The following is a 22,088-nucleotide window of genomic DNA, read 5'->3' on the forward strand; positions in this document are numbered from 1 at the left end:
CTTCAGATGTCGGCAAAGACGCCGAAATGATCGCTGGTGTTGCGGACGCGCCCGTAGTTGCTCCAGCCGGTCAGATTTCCGGCGCCGCCGATCCCGGGATAGTTCGCCGCCGTCGGCGCGCCCGGCCATCCCATCGGCGCCGCGGTGAACTGGTTGGCCAACGCGACCGTGCCGAGGGGAGGATTGTCCGGCGGCGCCATGACCCCGTTCATCGGCGTGCCGGTCACCGTGTTCATGATCGTGGTCTGATAGTTGTGCATGCCGTTGTGCGGCCAGACCAGGACGTTGTCGATCGAGTAGAACGGCGCGGCGACGAAGTTCGAGCCGACATAGCCGTAGCCGGGATAAAAGCTCTGTCCCGGCCCGCCGCCGTTGGACCAGAGGAATTTGGACGCCGCCGTCTTGTCCTTGCCGCGGATATGGGTGGAGAAATAGCCCTTGTACTGGTCCAGATTGACGGGAACGCCCACCGCCGTCGGACTGACGAGCAGCGTGTAGGCACCGGGTCCGCCGGTGAGCGGATTGTAGAGACCCGAGGCCGTTCCGTTGACGGCGAACAGATTGACGTTGAAGTCGCCGCCGATCACCCGCGTCTCGTTCACACCCAGGGCGCCGACGACGTCGTTGATCGTCGACATCGTGGTGATGTAGTTCGCCGCCGCGGGGTTGTTCGGCGGCGAATGGATGCCGAAGATGGTGAGGTCGCGCTGGACGTTGCCGAGATTGTCGGCCTCAGTGAACGTCGCCATGAACGGCTCGCGCAACCCGGCGAAGGCAACGGGCGCGCCGAGCGTGGTCGTGAAGGCGATGCGCGCGGCCACGACGTCCTCGTTGAGCCCGCCATTGTGCTGAGCGGCCGCAGGAATCTGCCGGACGCCACCAAGCCCCGGGGGGACCAGCATTCCGTTGACGTTGACGGCACCGAGAGGCACCAGCATGCCGTTGTACGGCGTGGCGACGCCGCCGCCCGGCGGCACCGACATGCCGCCATGCCCGCCGGTCCAGATGTTGGGCCCGGTGAAGTAGCGGTTGAGGGTGCCCGCCGTGTTGGTGCGGCGATAGAGAATGCCGACCGTTTCGGCGCGCCCGCCCACCCCGGTGTAGAGCGGCGGCACGGCGTTCCATCCGCCCGCCACCATGGTGGCGGGGTTGTTGAGCCCGAACTGCACCATGGCGAGCGCATTGATGCCGCCGGTCTGGCTCGCCAGCGCGTTGGGCGCATTGTCGCCGGAGCTTACCTCGATGATGACGATGATGTCCGGCTGGGTGGCCGTCAGCACGGCATTGATCACCGCGCGGCGCTGGATCGCGCTCTGCATGTCGTTGAGGCCGCCATGCCCGCGCTGCCGCTTGATCGAGGCCGAAAAGATCTTGTTGATCGAGAAGTTCTCGATGTTCCAGAACAGGATCCGCGTCATGCTGACGGCTCCTGCAGCTCGGGCTTGTTTGCGGCGAATGCGAGCGACTGCTCGCAGCCCGGATTGTCGTCGGCGACATAGGCGGCATACCAGCCGAGGCTGCCGGTGTTGTCGGGATCGCCGAACAGGAAGAACTGGATGTTGGCGGACGGCGGCAGCTTGGCGATGCCGAAGATCTTGATCGCGATATCGTCGATCCGCAGGCAGTAGAACCACTTCGGCCCGTCTTCCGGCAGCTTGCGTCCCGATGCGGTCGGCACCGGCTGGCGCAGGATCGAGATCGCGCCGACCGCAACCTTGATGACGCCCTGGATGCTGAACAGGCTGGCGCCGGGCGCCGCGCCCGGCAGGCTCATGCCGATGAAGACCGCATGCTGCGCGTCCGAGCCGGTGGTGACCGGCGACCATGCCGCAAGCAGTTGCGACTGGAAGCCGACGCCGGAGGCGAGTGCTCCCGGGCCGCCCAGCGTGATGTCGTAGACGACGCCGAACCAGGGTCCCTCCAGCTCGGTCAGGTTGAGCTGCGAGGTCACCGGCAGGAAGCCGAGATCCGACGGCTTCTGATCGCCGGTCGCGTTGACGAAGCTCTTGAGCTGCAGTGCGAAGCCGCGGAACAGGCTGGTGTCGCGCATCCTCGAGCCGTTGAGATTCCAGGCCAGGTTGCCGGTCGCGACCTGGAACCGCTTGGCTCCGGGCGTCGCCTGCGGATAGGTCATGCCGATCACGAGGCCGGAGAAGGCAAGCCCGACGCCGAGCGCTTCCTCCGGCGTGTCCGGCGGGCTGCCGAACGACAGCAGGTCGAGCGTCTCTCCGATGGTGCTCTCAAGCGCCGTGAAATCGAACTGTCCCCAGACCAGGAAGTTGCTGGCCACCGTGGCGCCCTGGTCCTGGGTGCCAATCGTGTTGAACTGCACGCGGTCGAAGGCAACGGCCGGTAGCACGTTCGACGGGCTGGTCAGCACGTTGGTCGTGTTCTGCTCGAAGACATAGGCGCCGCGGCCGCCCTGGTCGACATAGCTGCCCTTGAGCACGATTCCCGTGAAGGGCTGCGGCGTGCGGCGCGAGTACAGCCGCGAGACCGGCGCGCCGAACAGCGCCGCGACCGAGAGCTGGACGTGGCTGTCGAACCGCGTCAGCCTGGCGTTCTCGAACAACGACTGCAACTGCAGCACGGTGAAGTCGAACTCACCGCTCATCTGCACCGCCACCGGCACGTCAGGCGCAACGCCGTTGGAGATGTTCATTGCATAGCGCGGATCTTCGTAGTCGATCAGGCCGAACAGGCTCGAATTGCCCGGGGGCATCGTGATCCGGCCGCTCCGGCCATCGACCGTGACGCGGCTGACGGTGAAGCCGAAATGATGGGCGTTGAAGCGGGTGAAGTCGATGCCGGCGGCGAGCCCCGCAATCTCCGGCGGCATGTCGCGCTGGCCGAGATCGGCCGCGAGCACGATGACGCCGGTCCAGTTCGGATCCTGCGCGATGCGCGCGAAATTCTCGTAGAATGGGCCGGACGCTCCCTTCGAACGCACGATGGCTTCCGCGATGTAGTCCTGCAGCCATTGCGACAGGCCGGTGTAGGACAGCGCGGCGGTGACCGGCGGCGTGCCGGGCAACAGCGAGAACTGCTCCGCCGACGTCCAGCGATTGGCATTCGTGACCCGCTCCAGCAACGAACCGGAGCAGAACTTCATGATGACAACGTTGCGGTAGGCGGTCGCCGACGCGCCGGCGCCGACCGCCGCGGTCATGGTCCAGCCCGCGATGTTGACGGTGTTGGCGAACTGCGCGCCGGTGCCGAACGGCTCCGGATTGACGGCGACGAGAAAGAGCTGGTTGGTCTGCAAGGCGTCCTGCATCGCCTGGGTCGGAGCAGATAGCGCGAATGGCAGGGTGTTGCCGTCGCGGTCGATCGACTGCGCCATGCTGACCTTCAGATAGGCACCCGTCGTCGGATCGCCCGCGATGATGAAGCCCTGCGGCGTCGTCCCATCGGTGCTCGGGCCGTCCGGCAGCATGCCGCGCAGCGCGTGAGCCCGCGCCGCCTGCACGCGCGCCGACCACGTCTTGCTGCCATAGCTCGAGATCAGCGACTTACGGGTCGCGGCCACGATCTGGCTTTCGAACTGGACGAGCGTAGCGCCATCGAGGCCGCTGCTCGCAGCAGCTCCATAAGGCACCAGCGGAAACGTCTTGTCGTTGCCCTGGGCAAGCGGCATGAATGGCGGCGCCGATTGCAGGATCGCGACGTCCTCGGCACCGGCGCCGGCCTCAGCCGCAGCGTAGATCGCGCTGCCTTCGGGCTCTGCGAGATAGTCGACGACGCCGCCTCCGGAGACGATGGTCACCCAGGAGGTCTGATGCTCGTCCGTCAGGCGCGCCGCGACGGCACCGCTCGTGGGACGGTTGAGGTCCGCCGTCTCGAATGGAAACACCGGCGCGTAGCCCGGCTTCGAGGGAATGGCGTTGAGACGATCGTTCTGGGCTGCAGGCAGGCTGACGTCGTACGCCTTGAAGCTCAGCGCTTCCGATCCGAACAGTCCGCCCATCAGCTTCGCCAGCTGCCCCGCCGAGCTTCCATCGGCGCCGAGCGCGTAGTGGCCGGCCAGGCTCAGATAGGTCGTGCCTGTCTCGACCGCGCCCGTCTTGGCGGCGCTGGTCGCAAAGGCGAAGCCCCCTGCCCCGAGCGCCGGCGCCGCATCCGTGCTGCCAGCCCCGAGCGGCGTCAGTTGCACGACACGCCCGCCGGTCGTACGGAATTCGCTGGTCAGCGCCGGCGCCCCCTTGATGGCGAAACCCGAACGCAGATAGCCCTGCTCGAGCTGCTCTCGGCCGATCGCGCGGTTGGCCGGATCGCCGAGGTCGAAGGCGCCTGCGATCGAAAGCTGCGACGGCAACGCCGCCACCGTCATGGCGGCATATTGCGCAGCTTGCGGCGACGTCGTCGCGTTGTTGTTGATGACGTAGCGGACGCCCTGCTCCAAGCCCTGGCTGACGAACGCCTGCTTCGAATCGAGCAGCCCATCAAAGGTGACGCAACCGGTGTTGGCACCGCCGAACGGCACGTAGGCGTAGATGCGATTGTTGGAGGTCCGCGCAAGCCGAATGCCGAGCGGGTTGTCGCCCTTGCCCGAGAAGCCGACGAACGGAGGCGAGCTCAGCGCCGAGCCCGACAGGCGCAGCGCCCCACCATCGATCTCGATCCGGGTCTGATCGAGAATATAGAATTTGGCGTTGCGGGCGAACCAGAGGTTCAGGTTGCCCGAGACCTGGTAGACCGGCGGCAGGTTGATGAAGGAGATGCCGTAACTTTCGAAGCCGCCAAACCTGACCGGATTGGCCGAGGCCAGCCAGACGACGGCGCGGTTGCGCGTCGCCTTGCTGATATAGGTCCGCACACGCTCGGCGAACCCGCCGGGATCACGATCAAGATCGGCGGGCCGCTGCGTCGCGAAAATATAGCTGCCACCGTACTTCTTCAGCGAGTCATCGTAGTTGATGAACGGTGGCAGCGACGAGCCCGTGCCGAGAAGGTAGCCGGCCCAGCCAACCGAGCCGGCAACCCTGGTCTCGTAAATCGCAGAGGAGTCGACCTGCTCGAACTGCGCTGACGCGGACGCGTCCATGCTCGTATCACCCGATCGGGAAAATGCCGAGCAAGGTGCCCGCCAGTGAATAGAGAGCGCGATCGTCGATGATATCGCCCTTGATGATGGTCACCGTATATTGCGCCGAGCCCAGCGCAGCATATTGCACCGTGATGCCCGCCTTCCATGTCGTCGCGCCGATCGTGATATCCGCGGCGAGAACCGCGGTGATCTGGGACTGCGAGACGATCGGCGTCCAGACCGGGATGCGGCCCTGGTACTGGAACGAAACGTAGGTCGTGTTGTTGGTGTCGCCGCTTGGCGTCGTCACCACGTTGCTGTTCGGACTGGTCGGCGTATTCACCGTCGGCAGCGCCGTGAAGGCGGCGCGCGGATACTCTTCGGTCCGCGTGGTCGCGGGCGGCGCTGCCTTGACATCCAAACCGATCGGGAAGATGCCGAGCGTCACGCCCTGGAGCAGGTAGAGCCCACGATCGTCCACGATCTCGCCCGAGATGATGGTCACGGTGTACTGGGTCGATCCCAGCGCCGCATACTGGATCGTAATGCCCTTGCGCCAAGTCGTTGCGCCGATCGTGATGTCAGTCGCCAAAACGACCTGAGGTTGCGCCTGCGAGACAACCGGCGTCCAGACCGGAATGCGCCCCTGATACTCGAACACGAGCTGCGTCGTGTTGTTTTGATCGCCCGTCGGCGTCGCGACGACCTCGGTGTTGGGGCTTGTGGGGGTGGTGACAACGGCGGGAGCCGAAAAACGAAGGCCTTCATGATGAGCCATGGCTATCTCCTTTTCTAAAACACAGATTGAAACCCGCAGTACGCAACCGCCGGCGCGGCTGAAACGAATGGAAAATCAACTAAGCTACCAATGATTGAAATCTATCAGAGGTTGTGGCGTGTAACAGGGTTCGCCGCGGTGGTCAATCGGGCCAGATCACAGTCTTCCCCCCACGCCCGGTCACATTCTGGTGTTTACATTCCAGGCGAAGCCGGGCGCCGCTCAGCGGCTGACTTGTTTCCGGAGCATCTGCATCGCACGCTTCATCGCTGCGGACCGGATGAACGAGCCGAGCACGAATCCGGTAAAGCTGCTCTCCTTTCCGGAATCGACAATCTCCCCGCTCATCGTGACCGTGTAGTAGCGCCCCATCGGGTGCATGGTCACGGTCAGTCCCTTGCGCAGGACGATGCCTGCAATGGCAATGTCCTCGGTCAGCTCGACCTCCACTTCGCCAATCGACACCAGCGCTCTCCAGCACGGGATCGTACCGTTGAAAAAGAAGGTCACCCAGGTGCTGTCATTCGTGTCGAACGTTGCAGCCACCTGCGCATTGCAATTCGTCGTCAGCTGGGTGTTGACGGTTTGATCGGTGAGCTGAGATGGCGCAGCGAGCAAGGCGACTCCCGTTCTCTTCAGGCGCTCAGCGTCGTGCAAAATGACCCGCTAGAGGGTAACAAATAACTAGCTGTGGTCGGTTTGCTAGTCCATTTGCAATCCGGCCCCTGCACCAGTCCGGACGGGGGCTCTGCATCTCACGCAGGGGCGACCATGCCCCTGGCCGTCACGTCCCGCGGATCGAGGAGTCCAGGCGGCTTTTCGCAACCGGCCCGATCCGCTGCAAGAGCTGCTCTTCCCGGGTGTCCTCAAACTCTAGCAGCCCTGTTGCCCGCTCCTTCCCCCGCCGATCGCATGCCGCGCGCCGGGAAACGCCTCGACCGGTGGTCGGACGCTGCTGACGGCAAAGTTGATTTTTCCATATTTTTCAATCCGTTGTCGTGACTGCAACGTGAGATGCCGCCGCGGCGGACGTCGCAAGCGGCAGACGCCGGAATGATCAGGCGCAGAATCATCTCCGGCCTGGACGCCTGATCGTCGCTCGGCGGGCGGCAATCCCGTCTCCGGCGGCGTGCGTCGGGTTGCCTCTAGGCCCTCCTGTTTCTACAACAGCCGGAGCGCCTCCCAAGCATCAGGACCATCCCCAAAAGTGAACGAGCAACGCTTCATCGGCTCGCTGACCGGCTTGCGCTTCGTCGCGGCCGCAACGGTCGCCATCGGCCATGGCGCCCCGTCGTTGGCGCAAGGCCCGCTGCCGGAGCTCATCGCTCAAGTCAGCAGCATCGGAATGACGATGTTCTTCGTGCTGAGCGGATTCGTCCTGTGGCTCAACTACGCCGAGCGCTTCCAGTCGCAACCGCTCGGAAGCGCTCTTCGCGAATTTGCCGTCGCGCGCTTCGCCCGGCTCTACCCCATGTACGCCGTGATTGCGCTCGCAGTCGTCGCATACGTCGTGATTGCGCGAGGTCTTTCGGCCCCGTCGCTCGGCTTCATCCTCACAATGACGCAAGCCTGGTTTCCTGTGCAGAACGGCACCATGCTGGTCGCAGTCGTGCCATCGCTGCAGCATCTCTGGTCCATCAGCGTGGAGCTGTTCTTCTACCTGCTGTTTCCATTCGTCTGCCTGCTGTTTGCAGCCGTCGTCCGGCTGCAAACGATCATCTGGATCGCGCTGGTGAACATCGTGACGTTCGCGCTGACGATCGCGGCCGCCTTCACCTTCGGGGATGCGTTGCTGCGGGCCGTCGCGCCGAGCCTTACGCAAAGCGGGATGCAGTGGCTCACCTACTACTCTCCCTATCTTCACATCGCTCAGTTCCTGGCCGGCTGCCTTGCCGCCATGATCTACAGGAACCGCGCCGATGCCAGCGTCGGTGACGGGGAGCGGCGCTGCGTGAGGCTCCTGTTCTGGCTTTCGCTGGTGAGCCTCATCTGTGCGCCTGTGCTGCTGTTTCTGCAGCCTCGTCTGCCCGGCTGGTCATTCGCGATCGAACTTGCCGTACGTCTCATCGAGATCTCGGGATTTTCGATCGTCTTCGTCGCCGCCAGTCGATACGGCCATGCCCCCTGGCTGTCGTCCAGAGCCCTGATCATTGGTGGCGAATGCAGCTATTCGATCTATCTGCTGCATCCCTTTCTCATTCGGCTTGCGATGATCGGAAAGTCAGATGCTCCTGGCGCTCTTGAGCTCGCACTGCGGCTCGGTCTGTTCGTTGCGATTGCGACGGCGATGGCCTGGATCACCTACATGCTCATCGAGGCACCGTCGCGGGCATGGTTACGGAGAGCCTTCCGCACCAGCGCACCACGCGACGTGATCCATGCGAGGCCGGTCTGAGCGCCGGAGCTTCGTCTTGCTCCTGATACAAGGCACGGCTCGCGACAGCCGGCGGTCCGACCCACGTTCTCGCGCCGGTGATCAGCCCTCGTATATTCACCTGCTGACACAGGCCTTCGCCTGTCTGCTCCATTTGAACGCGGTTCCGCACGGCGGTCTTGGCCGAGCGCCCGCGGGGCATTCGTTCCACACCGGCGCTCCCACCTCCCAGCCATTCACGACGCAGCCGCCATTCGGCGCGACGTGGCACCCTGGGCCGCAGGACTCATTGGCGTCCATCCGGCCGGCCCCTGCCGCAAGGCCGGTCAGTAGCACGACCGAGAACATCAGCCTCATCGCTTCGCTCCGTTGCCTCTGAGACGACGAGCCCATGCGACTGCGCCCCAGCTGAAACCATGAACGTGCCAAACCGTTCCTCAGTTTGTCGCAGCCTGCTCGAGCTGCTTTCGTCGGAGATCGTCGCCGCCAACCTGTGACGAAACACCGCGCCGCCACCACACTCCAGCCCCACTACGCGCACGACTGCGCCATATCCGTGCACGGGAATGGGAAACCATCGTAGCGAGAAGGTTTTCACCATGTTGGGCGATGATTGCGCAGCCTGGGCGAGCCGGAAGCGGAAAAGTCACCTCTCCACGCCAGTTTGATCGTGGTGAGCCAGCAAGGCGTTGGGGCGCGCGCGCTTAGAAGCGGGACGAGCCAAACAACATCAAGAACCGGCGGCACGAACTGCCGGCCAGCCTTGGATCGTCCGGATGTATGCCGGACGGGCCCGTGGCGAATGCAGGGAGCGACAGATCGACATCATGACACGAAAGCTTTCAGTCCGCGAAGTCATTGCCAGATCCTATCCCAGTTGGGACTATGCCATGGCGGACCGGTTGATCGCATGGCTCGATCATTGTGGTTACGAGATCGTGGAGAAGAAGCCGGAGCGTACCGCGGCTCTCGTGACCGATGACGCGCGGCCACACGTGATCGGCGCTTGATGAATTGAGCGCCTTTCGGCTGGACGCCGTGAACGATCAGCGCTCCTTGAGCGGCAGCGCTCGGGCGCCGCAGGAACCGTGCATCCCGTCCTGGGGTTCAGGATGACAAGACCAACGCTCGACGTTTCATCGAGCACCATGAGATCAGGGAAGGATCACCAATGTCTCGCAAGCTCACGCCACGCCAGGTCATCGCACGCTCCTACCCGACCTGGGATTACGCCATGGCCGATCGCCTGATCGCCTGGCTGGACGATTGCGGCTACGAGATCGTCGAAAAAGGAGCTGCGCATGCGGGCGCAAGCCTCGTGCCTGCGGCGCCGGAATCGACACCGTCGCATGAAAGCACACATTGATCCCGTCGCGATCACCGAGACCGCGAACGGGGTCTCCGGACACTCATTGGCATGAGATCATTGGCATGAGAAAGCCTGGCTCAGGCAAGCAGTTGCTTCTCGATTTCGTAGACCGGAAGCTTGACCAGATCCTTGTGGACCTCGCCATGCAGCGCCTTTCGTACCGCGTCGGAATAGTCGGCGCGGATGATCCCGAGCGCGCGCGGCGACGCCACCATCGTGACGGCTTTGGTTTCGCCTGAAATGACAGCATGATGCAGGCGATCGGCAAGCTGCTTGAGAAAGATGCGCTCAGCCTGATCATGCCAATCCGTCTGATCCACTGAACTCCGAGCATTGCCAAATGACGGCTGCACCGAGCCGGGAGCGTCCGTGCCCTGAGCGCTCGTGCGGTCGTTCTCCTGTTCACGGACCTCTTTGGTGTGCAGGTTCGGAAACATGCTGTCACCGACGTTCTCGAGGATCAGCGCCTTGCGCCCGTCGCACACGACGATCCAATCACCGGTTCCGACCTTCATCTTGTCCATGAGATTACTCCATCATCCGAATTGCAGCGAAGAATGTGCCGGCGAGCTCATCGGGAGAAGCCGCCGCAGCTATATGCCTTCTTCGAAATCTTCCAAGGAAAGGCCGAACTCCGAGAGAGCCTCCTCCAGATAGTCGCCGAGCATCGGCGTTTCGATCAGATACGTCGCCGTGCGATTGTTGTGCGCCTGAGCGGCCTGCGCACGAAGCTCATCCCAATTGTCCAGCGAGCCGTCGCCCCGGCCCAGCCACATCAGCGTGACCAGATCGATCTGTTCGTCGACATTGAGGCCCCTGATGAAGCTGACGAGCTCCGACCGGTCCGTTTTCAGGCCTCGCCCACCGGTACCGGGCGCCGTGTCGTCATCTGCCAAATCTGCCAGCAATTCGGGTTCGGCCGCTTCCATTTCGTGCTGGTGGATCTTGGTCACGACGAAGGCGACCTTCTCCGGCGAGATCGAGAGGGTGGGCGTGGTAGTCGTCATTCAGCGTCTCCTGGGTCCCCGGGCAAACGCCCCCAGGTCCCGTGCAGAGACGCTAGGCGTTCCGGAAGGAGCGCACTTTGCGCAAGATCAAGGCAGCGTAGCGGCGTGAAAACCGGCGCAGCACCCCGCGCGAGCCCCGGAGCGCGATTGCAGCGGGACCGCTTGGATCGACCAGGGACCGCGGGCGATCGATACTACCAAGTCCAATCGAGAGAGCCGACATGCGGCTGCTGCGCGACCAGAATCATCGGTCTGCCCGGATGAGCTTTTGCGGTCCTTCGCTTCTTCGCCTCTGCAGCCGGCTTGCCTGTGTCGGCAATCCGCGTCGCGCGAGGCTTCTCGGCGGACTTCACGGCCGCAACCTGCGGGTTGGTCTCGACGGCGCTCATCTGCGCGAAGGCGTCGCGGGCACTGGGCTTGGCCACTTCTGCCGCAGGCTGCTCCGCCTTCGCGAGCTTCACCGGAGCCGGCGTGGCGATCGAGGTGTCCATCACGATCCGCTCCGGCCACTTTCTGGTGGACTGAATGCGCACCGGGGGAAGGTCCGACGCAGACGACAGGCTTGCAGGCAATGGTACGCTGGGAAGCACGGCATCCGCCAGGACCAGCAGCGCCAGCAGAGTTCCACCGACGAAAAGAAAGTAACGCAGAATGGGCATAATTTACCGCTCCGTCGGCACCTGCGCCGACATCCACCTAACGGAGGATCATGACAGTATGTTCCCGCGTCGAACGCTCGGGTTCAAAAACCGTGGGAGACTAGCGCGACATAATTAGATTTTCGTCGCTGCAACCAGCGCGCATTTGGCTGCGCTGACGTTAACGTTGACGAATCCGACATGGACCGCCGCGAAGGTCTTCCGGCTGCGCGGCCCGACTTGGCCGGGCACGATCCGTCGGCGGTCGCTGACATGACTACCGTCCCGCCGGCTGAAGGCGCAGGTGATTTCGACGTCCTTGATTGCGAAACTGTTGGCATTCCGTACCGTGAAGGTCACCAGCGCCCTCGACCCAAGACCGCCGCGCCGCCAGGACTGGGAACTGATCCGCAGGCTGGACAGAGCGGCCGGGTCGAGCGCAGGGGATGAAGCAGGCGGTATCGTCGGCGACAGGCTGGCATTGGCGTCCATGACGGTCCGGCCGGAGCCGACCACCGGGGACGAATCGGGGTGCGCGCTGGACTTGGCCGCCGGGCTGGGCACCACGAATGAGAGCCCACGCGACGTCTCCGTCCCGTCTTCATCTCCTTCATAGCCGCTGCTCGGGGAGGCCGATCCGACCCGCGTGAGGCTGGAGTCGGCCACCTCCTCCTCTTCGACCGACATGATCAGCCACCCGACGACGCTGAACATGATCAGCGCGAGGATCGCCAACCCCGACACCGCGGCTCCCAATGGGATGGACGCCCCGTCGCTTCGGCGCATGGCCAGCGACGCCGTGGCATCGGGCTTGCGCCCCAGCAAACGAGAGAGACCCGCGCTCATGTCTGCACCATCGGCTGCCCGGCGGGGGCATCTGGAAGCTTCAATCGGCAAACATCGATAGGGTTGCATGCAAAGCCGACAATTGGAGGGCAGGCCCCGATACCGGTCGGTATGCCGGGCTGGCGCGGCCGGTGACGGGCCGGTAAACATCCGACCCGTTGCCGGCACCTCGAGAAACGCCGCCGCGCCGCAGGCGGTTCACTCCTTCGAAAGATCTCGACGATGTTGAATGTCACGTGGGACCACATCCATCTCCGCAGCCCGGACCCGGAAGCCACCGCTACCTGGCTTCACGACATTCTCGGCGGCGAGATCATCCGCAATCCCGGCCGCATCGACGTCAGGCTCGGCGGCGCCAGCGTGTTCATCGCCAAGGTCGAGCCGAACGACGGCGTCAACGCGCCGCCTGTGACGCCGCACCAGGGCCTCGATCATTTCGGCCTCACCGTGAAGGACATTGACGCCGCGGCCGCCGAGCTCAAGGCCAAGGGCATCACCTTCACGACCGAGCCGACCACGATCCGCCCCGGTGTTCGCATCTGCTTCATCCGCGGGCCGGAGGGCATTTCCATCGAGCTGCTGGAGCGCGACAAGAAATACACCTGAGCGCCGCCCCGCCCGGCTACGACATGCTACCCGGCATGAAGCAGCGGATCTGGAGGCCCTGATAGCCGCGCATCGGCCACACCATCGTGCGGCCGACCCGGTTGGGCTCCGTGATGACAGCGTCGTCGGGAACGTCGAGCCATTCACCCTCGATGCGGACGCGGTAGTGACCGCCCCTGCTCTCCCAGTCGACATCGCTGACGGCGCTGCCATCGGCGTCCGAACAGCACGGGCCCTTGCCGCTGCGCAGGCCGTCGAACCATGCCTTCATCTCCGGCGACGAGTTCGCGTACTGGCCGCGATCGCGCGCCAGTGACGGTGGCGCGGCGAGTGCGATCAGCAGCGCCGCACTGCCGACCTGGACAGGTGGCTTCCATCGCGCGGCCGCCTGCGGCCTCGAGACCGTCCTGCTGATGTCGGAGCGATCAGCTCGATGCGGCTCACGGCCGCGGCAAACAATCCATCTGCTCATTTCCATCTGGTCCATCTGGCTCCTGCACCACCCCAGGGTGCACGGATAGAAATGCATCAACCGGGCCAGATTTCGTTTCGATCTCGGCTTCGTGAGAGTCAATCCGGGGTTTTACGCAGACCGCCCTATTCGGCCGCCTGCTCCAGCGGCGCGACCCGCGGCAGAATGATCTGGACGCGCGTGCCGGCGCCCGGCTCGGAGTCGAGATCGAGCCGGCCGCCGAGCCGGCTGGTCACGATGCTGTAGACGATGTGCAGGCCGAGCCCGGTGCCGCCCTGGTCGCGGCGCGTCGTGAAAAAAGGATCGAAGGCGCGGCGGCGAACGTCGAGCGACATGCCGCAGCCATTGTCGGAAAAGATGATCTCGACATTGTCGCGGCCGGACTCCCGGGCCCTGATTTCGATCACGCCGCTCCTGCCGTCCGGAAACGCGTGCGCGACCGCATTGAGGAACAGATTGGTCAGGACCTGCCCGTACGGCCCGGGGTAGCTGTTCATCACCAGGTCGGGCTGGCAATCCACATTCACCGTCAGGTTCTGTCTGCGCACGCCCGGGCGAAGACTCATCACCACCTGCTCGGTGAGATCGGCGAGATCGAAGCTGCGTTGATCGGAGTAGTTGCGGTCCGCCGCCACCTGCTTGAACGACTGGATCAGCTCGGCCGCGCGATTGAGATTGGCGACGAGCTGTCCCGCGGCGCTGCGGCTCATCTCGATGAACTCAGTGAGACTCGACCGCCGCAGCTCGCCCCGCGTGACCGCCTCGCTGAAGCGCTCGGTCTTGCGCTCGAGCGCGGAAGCGACCGTCAGGCTGATGCCGACGGGGTTGTTGACCTCGTGAGCAACACCGGCGACCATGCGCCCGAGCGCCGCGAGCTTCTCGGCTTCGATCAGCGAGGCCTGGGTCTCGCGCAGGTTCCGGAGCGCGGTCTCGGCGGCCTCCTTGGCCTTGCGCATCTCCAGTTCGCTCTTCTTGCGCTCGCCGATGTCGAGCGCCACCGTGACGATCTTGTCGACCTCGCCGTCGGCATCGAGAAGCGGTAGCTTGTTGACCAGCCATTGCCGCATGACGTTGCATGAATCGAGGTATTCCTCCTCGTAGAACCCGAGGCCCGCCTTCGTCGCCAGCACGCGCTTGTCGTTCGAGTCGGTCTTGTTCGCGCCGTAGCGCGACATCAGCTCGCCCGTGGTACGACCGAGCGCATCCTCGGGCTCGACGTTGAAGATGCCGGCCATATAGCGGTTCATCAGGACATAGCGCAGCTCGCGATCCTTGACGTTGATCACCGCCGGCACCGTGTCGATGACCTGCTGCAGCAATCGCCGGCCTTCCGCGATCGCGTCCTCGGCGCGCTTCTGATCCGTGATGTCGCGGACCACGCCTTCGTAGCGAACCACCTCGCCGCTCTCGTCCCGCACCACCGTGGCGCTGTCGGAAAGCCAGCGGACCTCACCGGTGCGCCGGCGCACCTGGTATTCGAACTCGCGCACCATGCCGTCGCGCCGCATCAGCCGCTGATAGCGTTCGCGCGCCAGGGGATGGACATAGATCGTATCCGCGATGTCGTTGACGCTCTGGATCAGCTCGCTCGCGGATTCGTAGCCCATGATGCGCGCGAGCGCCGGATTGGCATTGAGCACAAGACCGCTCGGTGTGGTCACATAGATGCCGTCGATCGAGGCTTCGAACAGCTTGCGATAGCTCTCCTCGGCCAGCCGCTGCTCGGCCAGCGCGCGGACCGCCGCCTCGCGCGCCGCGTCGGCGTCCTGCAAAGTCTGTCGGAAGACCTCGGCCGCCCGCGCGATGTCGCCGATCTCGTTCTGAACGTCGGTCTGGGGGATCGACGCCGCCTTTTCGCCTGCCGCCAGCGCCCTGATCGAGCGTGCGATCGAGGCCAGCGGCCGCACGGTGCGCCGGACCACGAAAGACGCAGCGAAGATGCCGATCAGAACGCCCGCCGTGCCGAAGATGATGCTCTGCCATTTCGTCTCCGCCAGGGTACGGGCGAAGTCGCGCGACAGCACCTTGCCCTGGCTCGCGCTCAAGGCGCGCAGCAACTCGGTGACCCGGCCGATCAGCCGCCCCTCGATGCCCAGCACCTCCTTGTCGAGCCGCGCGATCTCGTCCTCGGTGCCGGCGATGGCGATGATCGCCTCGGCATAGCGGTCGGCGGCCGCACGAAGCGCGCCGTCCTCGATCGGCATCGCGCGCATGCTGCGGGCGGCCTGCTCGGCGCCGGCCGGGTCACGCGCCAGCAGCGCCGCGCCAACCTGGTTCTGCACCTGGAACAAGGCCCGCGCCGTGCCCCGATCGGTCAAGCCGGCGATGGCGTCCTCGAAGCCCTCGCGCGCCGCCGGCAAACCCGACAGCAGCTCGGCACGCCGGGCGATCAGCGCACTGATCCGGTCGATGCCCTCGCGGTAATTGGCGAGCCGCTGGGCGACGCCATCGATGGTCGCCTGCTGCTCCGGCGCGAGCTGCAGGCGCGTCTTCTTCAGGAGCGCGCTGAGCTCGGTCGCCGCCTCCATGGCTCGGTCGGAACGCGAACCGGGATCGGTGACAAAATCACGCGCCGCGAGCCGCAGCTCGTTCATGCGCTGGTCGATTTCCTCGGCGAGATCGCCGACACCCTGCAGCCGCTGCAACTCGGCAAAGGTCGAATCGATGTGGCGGATGGCGATGACGCTCGCCATGCTGGTCGCGGTGATGACGGCGAGCAGCAGCAAAAAGCTGCCAAAGATCATCCGCCCGATCGTCATCGATCGGAGGCTGCTGCAGGCCGTGTCGAGGTCCGGTAATCTACTCATGGGATCCGATGGTCGGAACCGCACTATATACGAGCCGCCGCGCGGCTGAATGAACAAATAGAGAACAATTCCCGTCTGCGCATCATCCGCCGGACGAAAAATAGCCTGCGCGGTTAACCGGCCGCACCGAACTCGAACACCTCCCCATCATAGCCGGCCTCGCGGGGGATGCGCAGCTGACGGCCGCCCTCGGCGGTCCTGGTCATCACCGGCATCACGGTGACGATCTCCATGTCGCGCGCCGCCGCCAATGCCCCGGCCACCGCCCGCTGCTTGCCGAGACGGATCAGGTTGCGGGTGGTCGGGAACGGCAGCTTGAAGCGGCCATCCTCGCCGCCGGCCAGCGCCTCGCGCGGCGAGACCCAGACGGAGTCGGTCGATTCCCGGCCGTCATGGGCGCCGAGCTGGTCCGGCGGCGCCGCCGCCAGGAAGAACCAGGTGTCGAAGCGCTTCGGCATGCCCTCGGGCGTGATCCAATGCGCGTAAGGGATGAGCGCGTCGAGCGCCAGCACCAGGCCGTGCGCCTCGATGACCTCGAGAAAGCTGGTCTTGCCCTCGCACAACGCCAGGCGATGCGCAGCCTCGATCTCGCGGGCGGCCGCGGCCTCGATCAGCGTGCGCGCGCCGCGCGCTCGCGCCAGCAGGATGCCGCTCTCCTCGAAGGTCTCGCGCACCCCGGCGATGCGGAAGCCGAGCGCCTCGGCGTCCAGGCCATCGTCGCCGGCATAGAGCTCCGGCCTGCCGGCGATCTCCTGATCGCCCTTGTCGACGCTGCCGCCTGGAAACACCAGGGCGCCCGAGTTGAACTCGATCTGATGGTGGCGCACCATCATGAATACCTCGATCTCACGTGCGGCTGCGCTATCGCGCAGCAGCAGCACGGTCGAGGCGGGACGGACGGCGGCAGCGTCAGCCATGGTCACTCCGCGGCGGTGGCTCGGGGTTGCAGATCGGCGCGGGCGTCGGTGCGGGCGACACGCGACAGCAGATAGTCGACCTCGGCCTTGGCGGCCGCCGTGATCGCCGAGCCCGGCTTGCGCTGTGCGCTGGAGGCGATCGCGCCGCGCTTCTGCAGCACGTATTTGCGCACGGCAAGGCCGGCGCCGGGCTGCTGCTCGTAGCGGACCAGCGGCAGATGCGCGTCGAACAGGTCGTGCGCGGCGTCGCGCTTGCCGGCCTGCGACAGCTTGACGACGTCGACCAGCATTTCCGGGAAGGCGTAGCCGGTCATCGCGCCGTCGGCGCCGCGCTCCATCTCGAAGTCCAGGAACAGGCCGCCATTGCCGCACAGGATCGACAGCGGCCGCAGCGAGCCGTCCTTCTGGAAGCCGCGCAGCGCCGAGATCTTCTCAAGGCCCGGCCAGTCCTCATGCTTGAGCATCACGCAGGACGGACTGTCCATGACGATCCTGCGGATCACCGCCGGCGTGAACTGCACGTTCAGCGTCAGCGGATAGTCCTGCAGCACCCACGGAATGTCCTCGCCGATCGCCTCCTGGGCCTGCTTGAAATAGCCCGTGATCTGATCATCGGTGCGCAGGGTCGGCGGCGGCGCGATCATCACGCCGGCAGCGCCGGCATCCATCGAGGCGCGCGCCAGCGCGCGCATCGTCGCGAAGCCCGGCGCGGAGACACCGACGATGATCTGCAGGTTCTTGGCGCGCTTGGCAAAGCGCACCGCAACCTGCTCGGATTCCGCCGCGTCCAGCTTCGGCGCCTCGCCCATGATGCCGAGCACAGTGATGCCGTCGCAGCCGGCCTCGGCATAGAAATCGACCAGCCGGTCGATCGAGGCGTCGTCGATGCGGCCGTCATCATGGAACGGGGTCGGCGCGATCGCGAAGGTGCCCTTGGCGGCGGCGGTGAGCTTCATCATCTGTCTCCAATCTCTCTGGCGTCATTCCGGGATCGTCCGCAGGACGAGACCCGGAATCTCGAGATTCCGGGTTCGCTCGCCGTCGCGAGCGCTCCGGAATGACGACCTGAATACATCAAAACCGCCGTGCGGACTTGGCTATCTCGGCCTCCGAAAAGAATATCTCCCCTGCATGGGCGGCGATGTCCTCGGCCTTCCAGGCCGACGACGGCGGTTTCCATCCGTCCATTTCCATCATGCGCAACTCGCGCACGCCGCGTGGGCCGGAGACGCCGAGCACCTTGCCGGTCTGATCCCCCGAGAGACTGCTGACCATGTAGAGCACGGCCGGCGCGATGCCCTCGGGCGTCAGCGCCGCGCCCGGGTTCTCCTTGTAGCGCGGCAGGTCGGCCGTCATCCGCGTCAGCGCGCCGGGCGCCAGGGTCCACACCCGGATGTTGTACTTGCGGCCCTCGATTGCCAGCACGTTGGACAGGCCCCAGATACCGCCCTTCGCCGCGCCGTAGTTGGACTGGCCGAAATTGCCGATCAGGCCCGAGGTCGATGAGGTGTTGACGATGACGCCGCCGCCGTTGTCGCGCATCCAGCGGAACACCGGCAGGGTGCAGCAGAAGGTGCCTTTGAGGTGCACCTGGATCACCTTGTCCCAATCCGCTTCGCTCGACTTGGCAAAGGTCTGGTCGCGCAGGATGCCGGCATTGTTGACCAGGATGTCGGCGCGGCCGAAATGCCGGATGGCGTCGTCGAACACAGACTGCCCGCCGGCCATGGTGGAGATGTCGGCGGCGTTGGCGACGGCGCGGCCGCCCTCGGCCTTGATCGCGGCCACCACCTGCTCGGCCATCGACAGGTCGGAGCCGGAGCCGTCACGCGGCCCGCCAAGGTCGTTGACCACCACCGCCGCGCCCTCGCGCGCGAACAGTTTGGCGTAGGCCTCGCCGAGGCCGCCACCTGCGCCGGTGATCAGCGCCACCTTGCCGTCGAGCAGTCCCATGGGTGCGTCCTCCGCTTATGTTCTTGCTTTCTCCGTCATGGCCGGGCTTGACCCGGCCATCCATCTCCTGAACCGTCCATCCATCACCAGAAGAGGATGGATGCCCGGGTCAAGCCCGGCCATGACGATAACTAACAGCTGTGCCTCACATCACGAGGATCATCCCAGCACTGTCTTGCCGTTCTTGATCACCGTGACGTTGCGCGACTTCACGCGCGCTTCGAAGGAGATCACATCGCCATCCTTCCAGAGATCGACCGTCACGGTCTCGCCGGGGAACACCGGCGACGAGAACCGCGCGGCGTGCTGGCGGAACGCCGAGGCGTCGTAGTCGGCATAGGTCTGCAGCACGGCGCGGCAGGTGAGGCCGTAGGTGCACATGCCGTGCAGGATCGGCCGTGGGAAACCGGCGCGACGGGCAAACTCGGGATCGGAGTGCAGCGGGTTGCGGTCCCCGCACAGGCGGTAGATCAGCGCCTGGTCAGGCCGTGTCGAGATGTCGACGCTGCGGTCCGGTGCGCGGGTCGGCACCGGGTGCGGCTCGGGAATGCCGCCAGACGGACCGCCGAAGCCGCCGTCGCCGCGGGCGAAGCGTGAGGCGACCAGCGTCGCCAGCGGCGCGCCGCCCTCGTCGCGCAGAATGGTCTGATGGCGGATGACGGCGCCCTTGTCCTTACCCTTGTCGGACACCGCGAGCACGGAGGAGTCGGCCGTGATCTTCGCGGCCACCGCCAGCGGCTTGTGAAAGGTGATGTCGCGCTCGCCGTCGACCACCAGCACGCGGTTGAGCTTCATGTCGCCGGGACCGGCGCCCCAGGCCGCGACGGAGGCAAAGGTCGGCACCACCTTCAGCGGCCGCGGCTCGGCGGTGGCCTCGTTGACGAAGGCGAGCTCCTTCTCATCCATGGGATCGGCCCCCATGCCGATGCCATAGGCGTACAGCATCACCTCGCGATCACCGTAGGCATAGGGCTGCCCGATCGCCTTCATCGCCATCAGCTCATCGTAGTTGATCGGCATGTCGCCTCCCCGAACTTCGTTCTCTTGTAGGGTGGGCAAAGCGAAGCGTGCCCACCGCCTTTCTTGTTGTATATCGGTGGGCACGGCGCTCCGCGCCTTAGCCCACCCTACGCACGTCTTCCGATGCCCATTGCTGCGCCCTCTCCCCTTGTGGGAGAGGGCAGCGCAACTATCAATTCCGACCTCACTCGGGTGAGGGGTTGTCTCCACAGCCGCACTGTCTGCGCGGAGAGAGACCCCTCACCCGGCTCAATCTCGCTTCGCTCGATCTCGCCACCCTCTCCCACAAAGGGAGAGGGTACACCATTGTTGGAGCACGCAGATGCATGCCCCATCGTCATTGCGAGCGGAGCGAAGCAATCCAGGGCTGCGCGAGGACTCTGGATTGCTTCGTCGCTTCGCTCCAATGACGTGGAGCCGCATCCGTGCTCACTCACCTACGCCGGTGTAAAGAACGGCAGCGGGGCGCCGTCGGTGGGCTTGAACACAACCCTCACCTTCTGGCCGATCTTCAACGCATCGAAATCGCAATCGACGAAATTGGTCTGCAGCGACGGCCCCTCCTTCAAGGTCACGTAGCCGATCGCATAGGGCCCGGTCGGCGACTTGCGCATGATCGAGAACGTGTAGATCTCGCCCTCGCCCGCGCTCTGCTCCCACACCGTCTGGTCGGAGAAGCAGAACGGGCAGATCGAGCGCGGGAAATAATGCGCCTCGCCGCATGCCGTGCAGCGCTTGATCATGAATTTGCCCTCGGCGGCGGCATCCCAGAACGCCTTGGTCTCGGGATTGGTGACGGGGGCCGGAAGTTTCTTGGCTTCGGACATCAGACGCGCTCCAGAACGCAGGTCGAGGCGGCGTGGCGCACGCCGAGCAGGCCGCCGGTGCCATGGGCGATGGCGAGGTCGCAATTCGGCACCTGGACCTTCGGATGAGCTTCGCCGCGCAGCTGGCGCACGGCCTCGATCACCTTGGTCATGCCGCCGCGGTTGACCGGATGGTTGCTGCACAGGCCGCCGCCATCGGTGTTGAACGGCAGCTTGCCGACGCCGGAGATGAGGTTGCCGTCGGCGACGAACTTGCCGCCCTCGCCCTTCTTGCAGAAGCCGAGGTCCTCGAGCTGCATCAGCACCGTGATGGTGAAGCTGTCATAGATCGAGGCGTATTTGATATCATTCGGGGTCACGCCCGCCTCCTCGAAGGCGCGCGGGCCGGACCACACACCGGCGGAATAAGTGAGATCGAGGTCCTTGCCGCCGCGCGGCCCCTTCATCGCCTCGCCATGGCCGATCAGCCGCACCAGCGGCTTCTTCAGGCTCTTGGCGATCTCCGGCGTGGTCACGATCAGCGCACCGCCGCCGTCGGTAACGACGCAGCAATCCATGCGGTGCAACGGATCGGAGATCATCGGCGAGTTGATCACGTCCTCGACCGTCACGACCTCCTTCAGCATCGCATGCGGATTGTACTGCGCGTGATGCGAGGCCGCGACCTTGATCCAGGCGAGCTGCTCCGACGTGGTGCCATAGTCGTGCATGTGGCGCATGGCGCACATGCCGTAGGCATTGTGCGTGGTGGCGCCATAGGCCATCTCGAAGTCGGCTTCCGCGCCGGCGGCGCGCGGCGGCATCGGGCCGGTGCGCGGCTTGCCGGCCAGCGTGATCAGCGCGATCGAGCATTTGCCGGCGGCAATCGCCTCAGCGGCGTGGCCGACGTGGATCAGATAGGAGCAGCCGCCGGTCTCGGTGGAATCGATGTGCCGCACCTTCAAGCCGAGATAGTCGACCATCGGCCAGGCGCCGCCCGGCGCATCGCCGGCGCAGAAATAGCCGTCAACGTCTTTGGCGCTGAGCCCGGCATCCTCGAGCGCGCCCTTGGCGACCTCGGCATGCAGTTGAGCCGTCGATTTGTCCGGTGCGTGCCGGGTCGGATGCTCGTAGATCCCGGCAATGTAGGCCTTGCCCTTGATGGTCAATTCCGTCTCCGCTTTCAGTCGTTTCGTCCCCAAATGGTTGGAGATTTTCTGGACCCTCGCATGAGGCTTGGCAAGCGGTGAAAATATTCCGCGCGGTGGAGATGACGCATGGTCTCGCCCTTCACTCAGCCGTCGTCCCGGGCTTGACCCGGGACGACAGCGATCGTGTGGCGCGAGCGAGCACATATCGAACTACACGTGACCCAGCACTCCCGCGACATCACTGCCCGGGTCATGCTGATCTTGTTCGCCCTCGTCGAATCGGAGGGCGCAGGGAAGGCCAGGCGTCGGCTGACGCCT

General features: G+C 65.0%; 20 protein-coding genes. 4 read left to right on the plus strand and 16 right to left on the minus strand.

What is annotated here, in order from left to right; translation table 11 throughout:
* Positions 1–2: 2 nt before the first annotated feature.
* The 4 genes from ACQR1X_RS30705 to ACQR1X_RS30720 form a co-directional block, all read right to left on the minus strand.
* A complete protein-coding gene (locus ACQR1X_RS30705) occupies positions 3–1,418 on the minus strand; it encodes a hypothetical protein (protein ID WP_315804860.1) in 1,416 nt (471 codons plus the stop codon).
* Positions 1,415–5,044, minus strand: coding sequence for a hypothetical protein (locus ACQR1X_RS30710; RefSeq protein WP_434900232.1), 3,630 nt, complete (start codon positions 5,042–5,044; stop codon positions 1,415–1,417). Before ACQR1X_RS30710 ends, ACQR1X_RS30705 begins: the two co-directional genes overlap by 4 nt.
* A 7-nt stretch (positions 5,045–5,051) precedes the next feature.
* A complete protein-coding gene (locus tag ACQR1X_RS30715; RefSeq protein WP_315804858.1) occupies positions 5,052–5,804 on the minus strand; it encodes a hypothetical protein in 753 nt (250 codons plus the stop codon).
* A gap of 222 nt (positions 5,805–6,026) precedes the next feature.
* Positions 6,027–6,422 (minus strand): hypothetical protein, encoded by a 396-nt coding sequence (locus tag ACQR1X_RS30720; RefSeq protein WP_315804857.1) that lies wholly within the window; start codon positions 6,420–6,422, stop codon positions 6,027–6,029.
* Positions 6,423–7,011: 589 nt separating this feature from the next.
* On the opposite strand from ACQR1X_RS30720, the gene ACQR1X_RS30725 reads away from it, so the two are divergent.
* The 3 genes from ACQR1X_RS30725 to ACQR1X_RS30735 all read left to right on the plus strand — a co-directional run bounded on the left by ACQR1X_RS30725 (position 7,012) and on the right by ACQR1X_RS30735 (position 9,544).
* Complete coding sequence (locus ACQR1X_RS30725) at positions 7,012–8,199, plus strand: acyltransferase family protein (RefSeq protein ID WP_434900233.1); 1,188 nt, start codon at positions 7,012–7,014, stop codon at positions 8,197–8,199.
* Between the two features lie 806 nt (positions 8,200–9,005).
* Positions 9,006–9,188 (plus strand): hypothetical protein, encoded by a 183-nt coding sequence (locus ACQR1X_RS30730; RefSeq protein ID WP_315804960.1) that lies wholly within the window; start codon positions 9,006–9,008, stop codon positions 9,186–9,188.
* Positions 9,189–9,349: 161 nt separating this feature from the next.
* A complete protein-coding gene (locus ACQR1X_RS30735) occupies positions 9,350–9,544 on the plus strand; it encodes a hypothetical protein (RefSeq protein WP_434900234.1) in 195 nt (64 codons plus the stop codon).
* Between the two features lie 80 nt (positions 9,545–9,624).
* Here the strand turns inward: ACQR1X_RS30735 and ACQR1X_RS30740 are convergent, their stop codons facing one another.
* From ACQR1X_RS30740 to ACQR1X_RS30755, 4 genes are all read right to left on the minus strand, one after another.
* Positions 9,625–10,071 carry a host attachment protein gene (locus ACQR1X_RS30740; RefSeq protein WP_315804853.1) on the minus strand — a complete coding sequence of 149 codons (447 nt, stop codon included), beginning with the start codon at positions 10,069–10,071 and terminating at the stop codon, positions 9,625–9,627.
* A gap of 69 nt (positions 10,072–10,140) precedes the next feature.
* Positions 10,141–10,554 (minus strand): DUF3775 domain-containing protein, encoded by a 414-nt coding sequence (locus ACQR1X_RS30745; protein WP_315804852.1) that lies wholly within the window; start codon positions 10,552–10,554, stop codon positions 10,141–10,143.
* Between the two features lie 194 nt (positions 10,555–10,748).
* On the minus strand, positions 10,749–11,213 hold the full coding sequence (locus ACQR1X_RS30750; RefSeq protein ID WP_315804851.1) for a hypothetical protein: 465 nt from the start codon (positions 11,211–11,213) through the stop codon (positions 10,749–10,751).
* 114 nt (positions 11,214–11,327) lie between these two features.
* Positions 11,328–12,038: a hypothetical protein gene (locus ACQR1X_RS30755; protein WP_434848245.1), complete on the minus strand. Its 711-nt coding sequence runs from the start codon at positions 12,036–12,038 to the stop codon at positions 11,328–11,330.
* A 222-nt stretch (positions 12,039–12,260) separates the two neighbouring features.
* Between ACQR1X_RS30755 and ACQR1X_RS30760 the strand changes: the two genes are divergently transcribed.
* Positions 12,261–12,644 (plus strand): VOC family protein, encoded by a 384-nt coding sequence (locus ACQR1X_RS30760; RefSeq protein WP_316182082.1) that lies wholly within the window; start codon positions 12,261–12,263, stop codon positions 12,642–12,644.
* Positions 12,645–12,660: 16 nt separating this feature from the next.
* Here ACQR1X_RS30760 and ACQR1X_RS30765 read toward each other — a convergent pair whose 3' ends face one another.
* From ACQR1X_RS30765 to ACQR1X_RS30800, 8 genes are all read right to left on the minus strand, one after another.
* Entirely contained in the window at positions 12,661–13,116 is a 456-nt protein-coding gene (locus ACQR1X_RS30765; RefSeq protein ID WP_409997977.1) for a hypothetical protein, read from the minus strand.
* A 125-nt stretch (positions 13,117–13,241) separates the two neighbouring features.
* Complete coding sequence (locus tag ACQR1X_RS30770) at positions 13,242–15,923, minus strand: PAS domain-containing protein (protein WP_434838333.1); 2,682 nt, start codon at positions 15,921–15,923, stop codon at positions 13,242–13,244.
* A gap of 113 nt (positions 15,924–16,036) precedes the next feature.
* A complete protein-coding gene (locus ACQR1X_RS30775; protein ID WP_434900235.1) occupies positions 16,037–16,840 on the minus strand; it encodes an NUDIX hydrolase in 804 nt (267 codons plus the stop codon).
* Between the two features lie 2 nt (positions 16,841–16,842).
* Positions 16,843–17,796, minus strand: coding sequence for a dihydrodipicolinate synthase family protein (locus ACQR1X_RS30780; RefSeq protein WP_434900236.1), 954 nt, complete (start codon positions 17,794–17,796; stop codon positions 16,843–16,845).
* Between the two features lie 118 nt (positions 17,797–17,914).
* Positions 17,915–18,793: an SDR family oxidoreductase gene (locus ACQR1X_RS30785; RefSeq protein WP_434900237.1), complete on the minus strand. Its 879-nt coding sequence runs from the start codon at positions 18,791–18,793 to the stop codon at positions 17,915–17,917.
* A 159-nt stretch (positions 18,794–18,952) separates the two neighbouring features.
* Positions 18,953–19,813 carry a MaoC family dehydratase gene (locus ACQR1X_RS30790; protein ID WP_315800935.1) on the minus strand — a complete coding sequence of 287 codons (861 nt, stop codon included), beginning with the start codon at positions 19,811–19,813 and terminating at the stop codon, positions 18,953–18,955.
* A 437-nt stretch (positions 19,814–20,250) separates the two neighbouring features.
* Positions 20,251–20,640: a Zn-ribbon domain-containing OB-fold protein gene (locus ACQR1X_RS30795; RefSeq protein WP_315800936.1), complete on the minus strand. Its 390-nt coding sequence runs from the start codon at positions 20,638–20,640 to the stop codon at positions 20,251–20,253.
* Entirely contained in the window at positions 20,640–21,788 is a 1,149-nt protein-coding gene (locus tag ACQR1X_RS30800) for a thiolase domain-containing protein (RefSeq protein ID WP_315800937.1), read from the minus strand. Before ACQR1X_RS30800 ends, ACQR1X_RS30795 begins: the two co-directional genes overlap by 1 nt.
* Positions 21,789–22,088: the final 300 nt, after the last annotated feature.

The organism is Bradyrhizobium sp. HKCCYLRH3073, assembly GCF_051167995.1.
GTDB lineage: Bacteria > Pseudomonadota > Alphaproteobacteria > Rhizobiales > Xanthobacteraceae > Bradyrhizobium.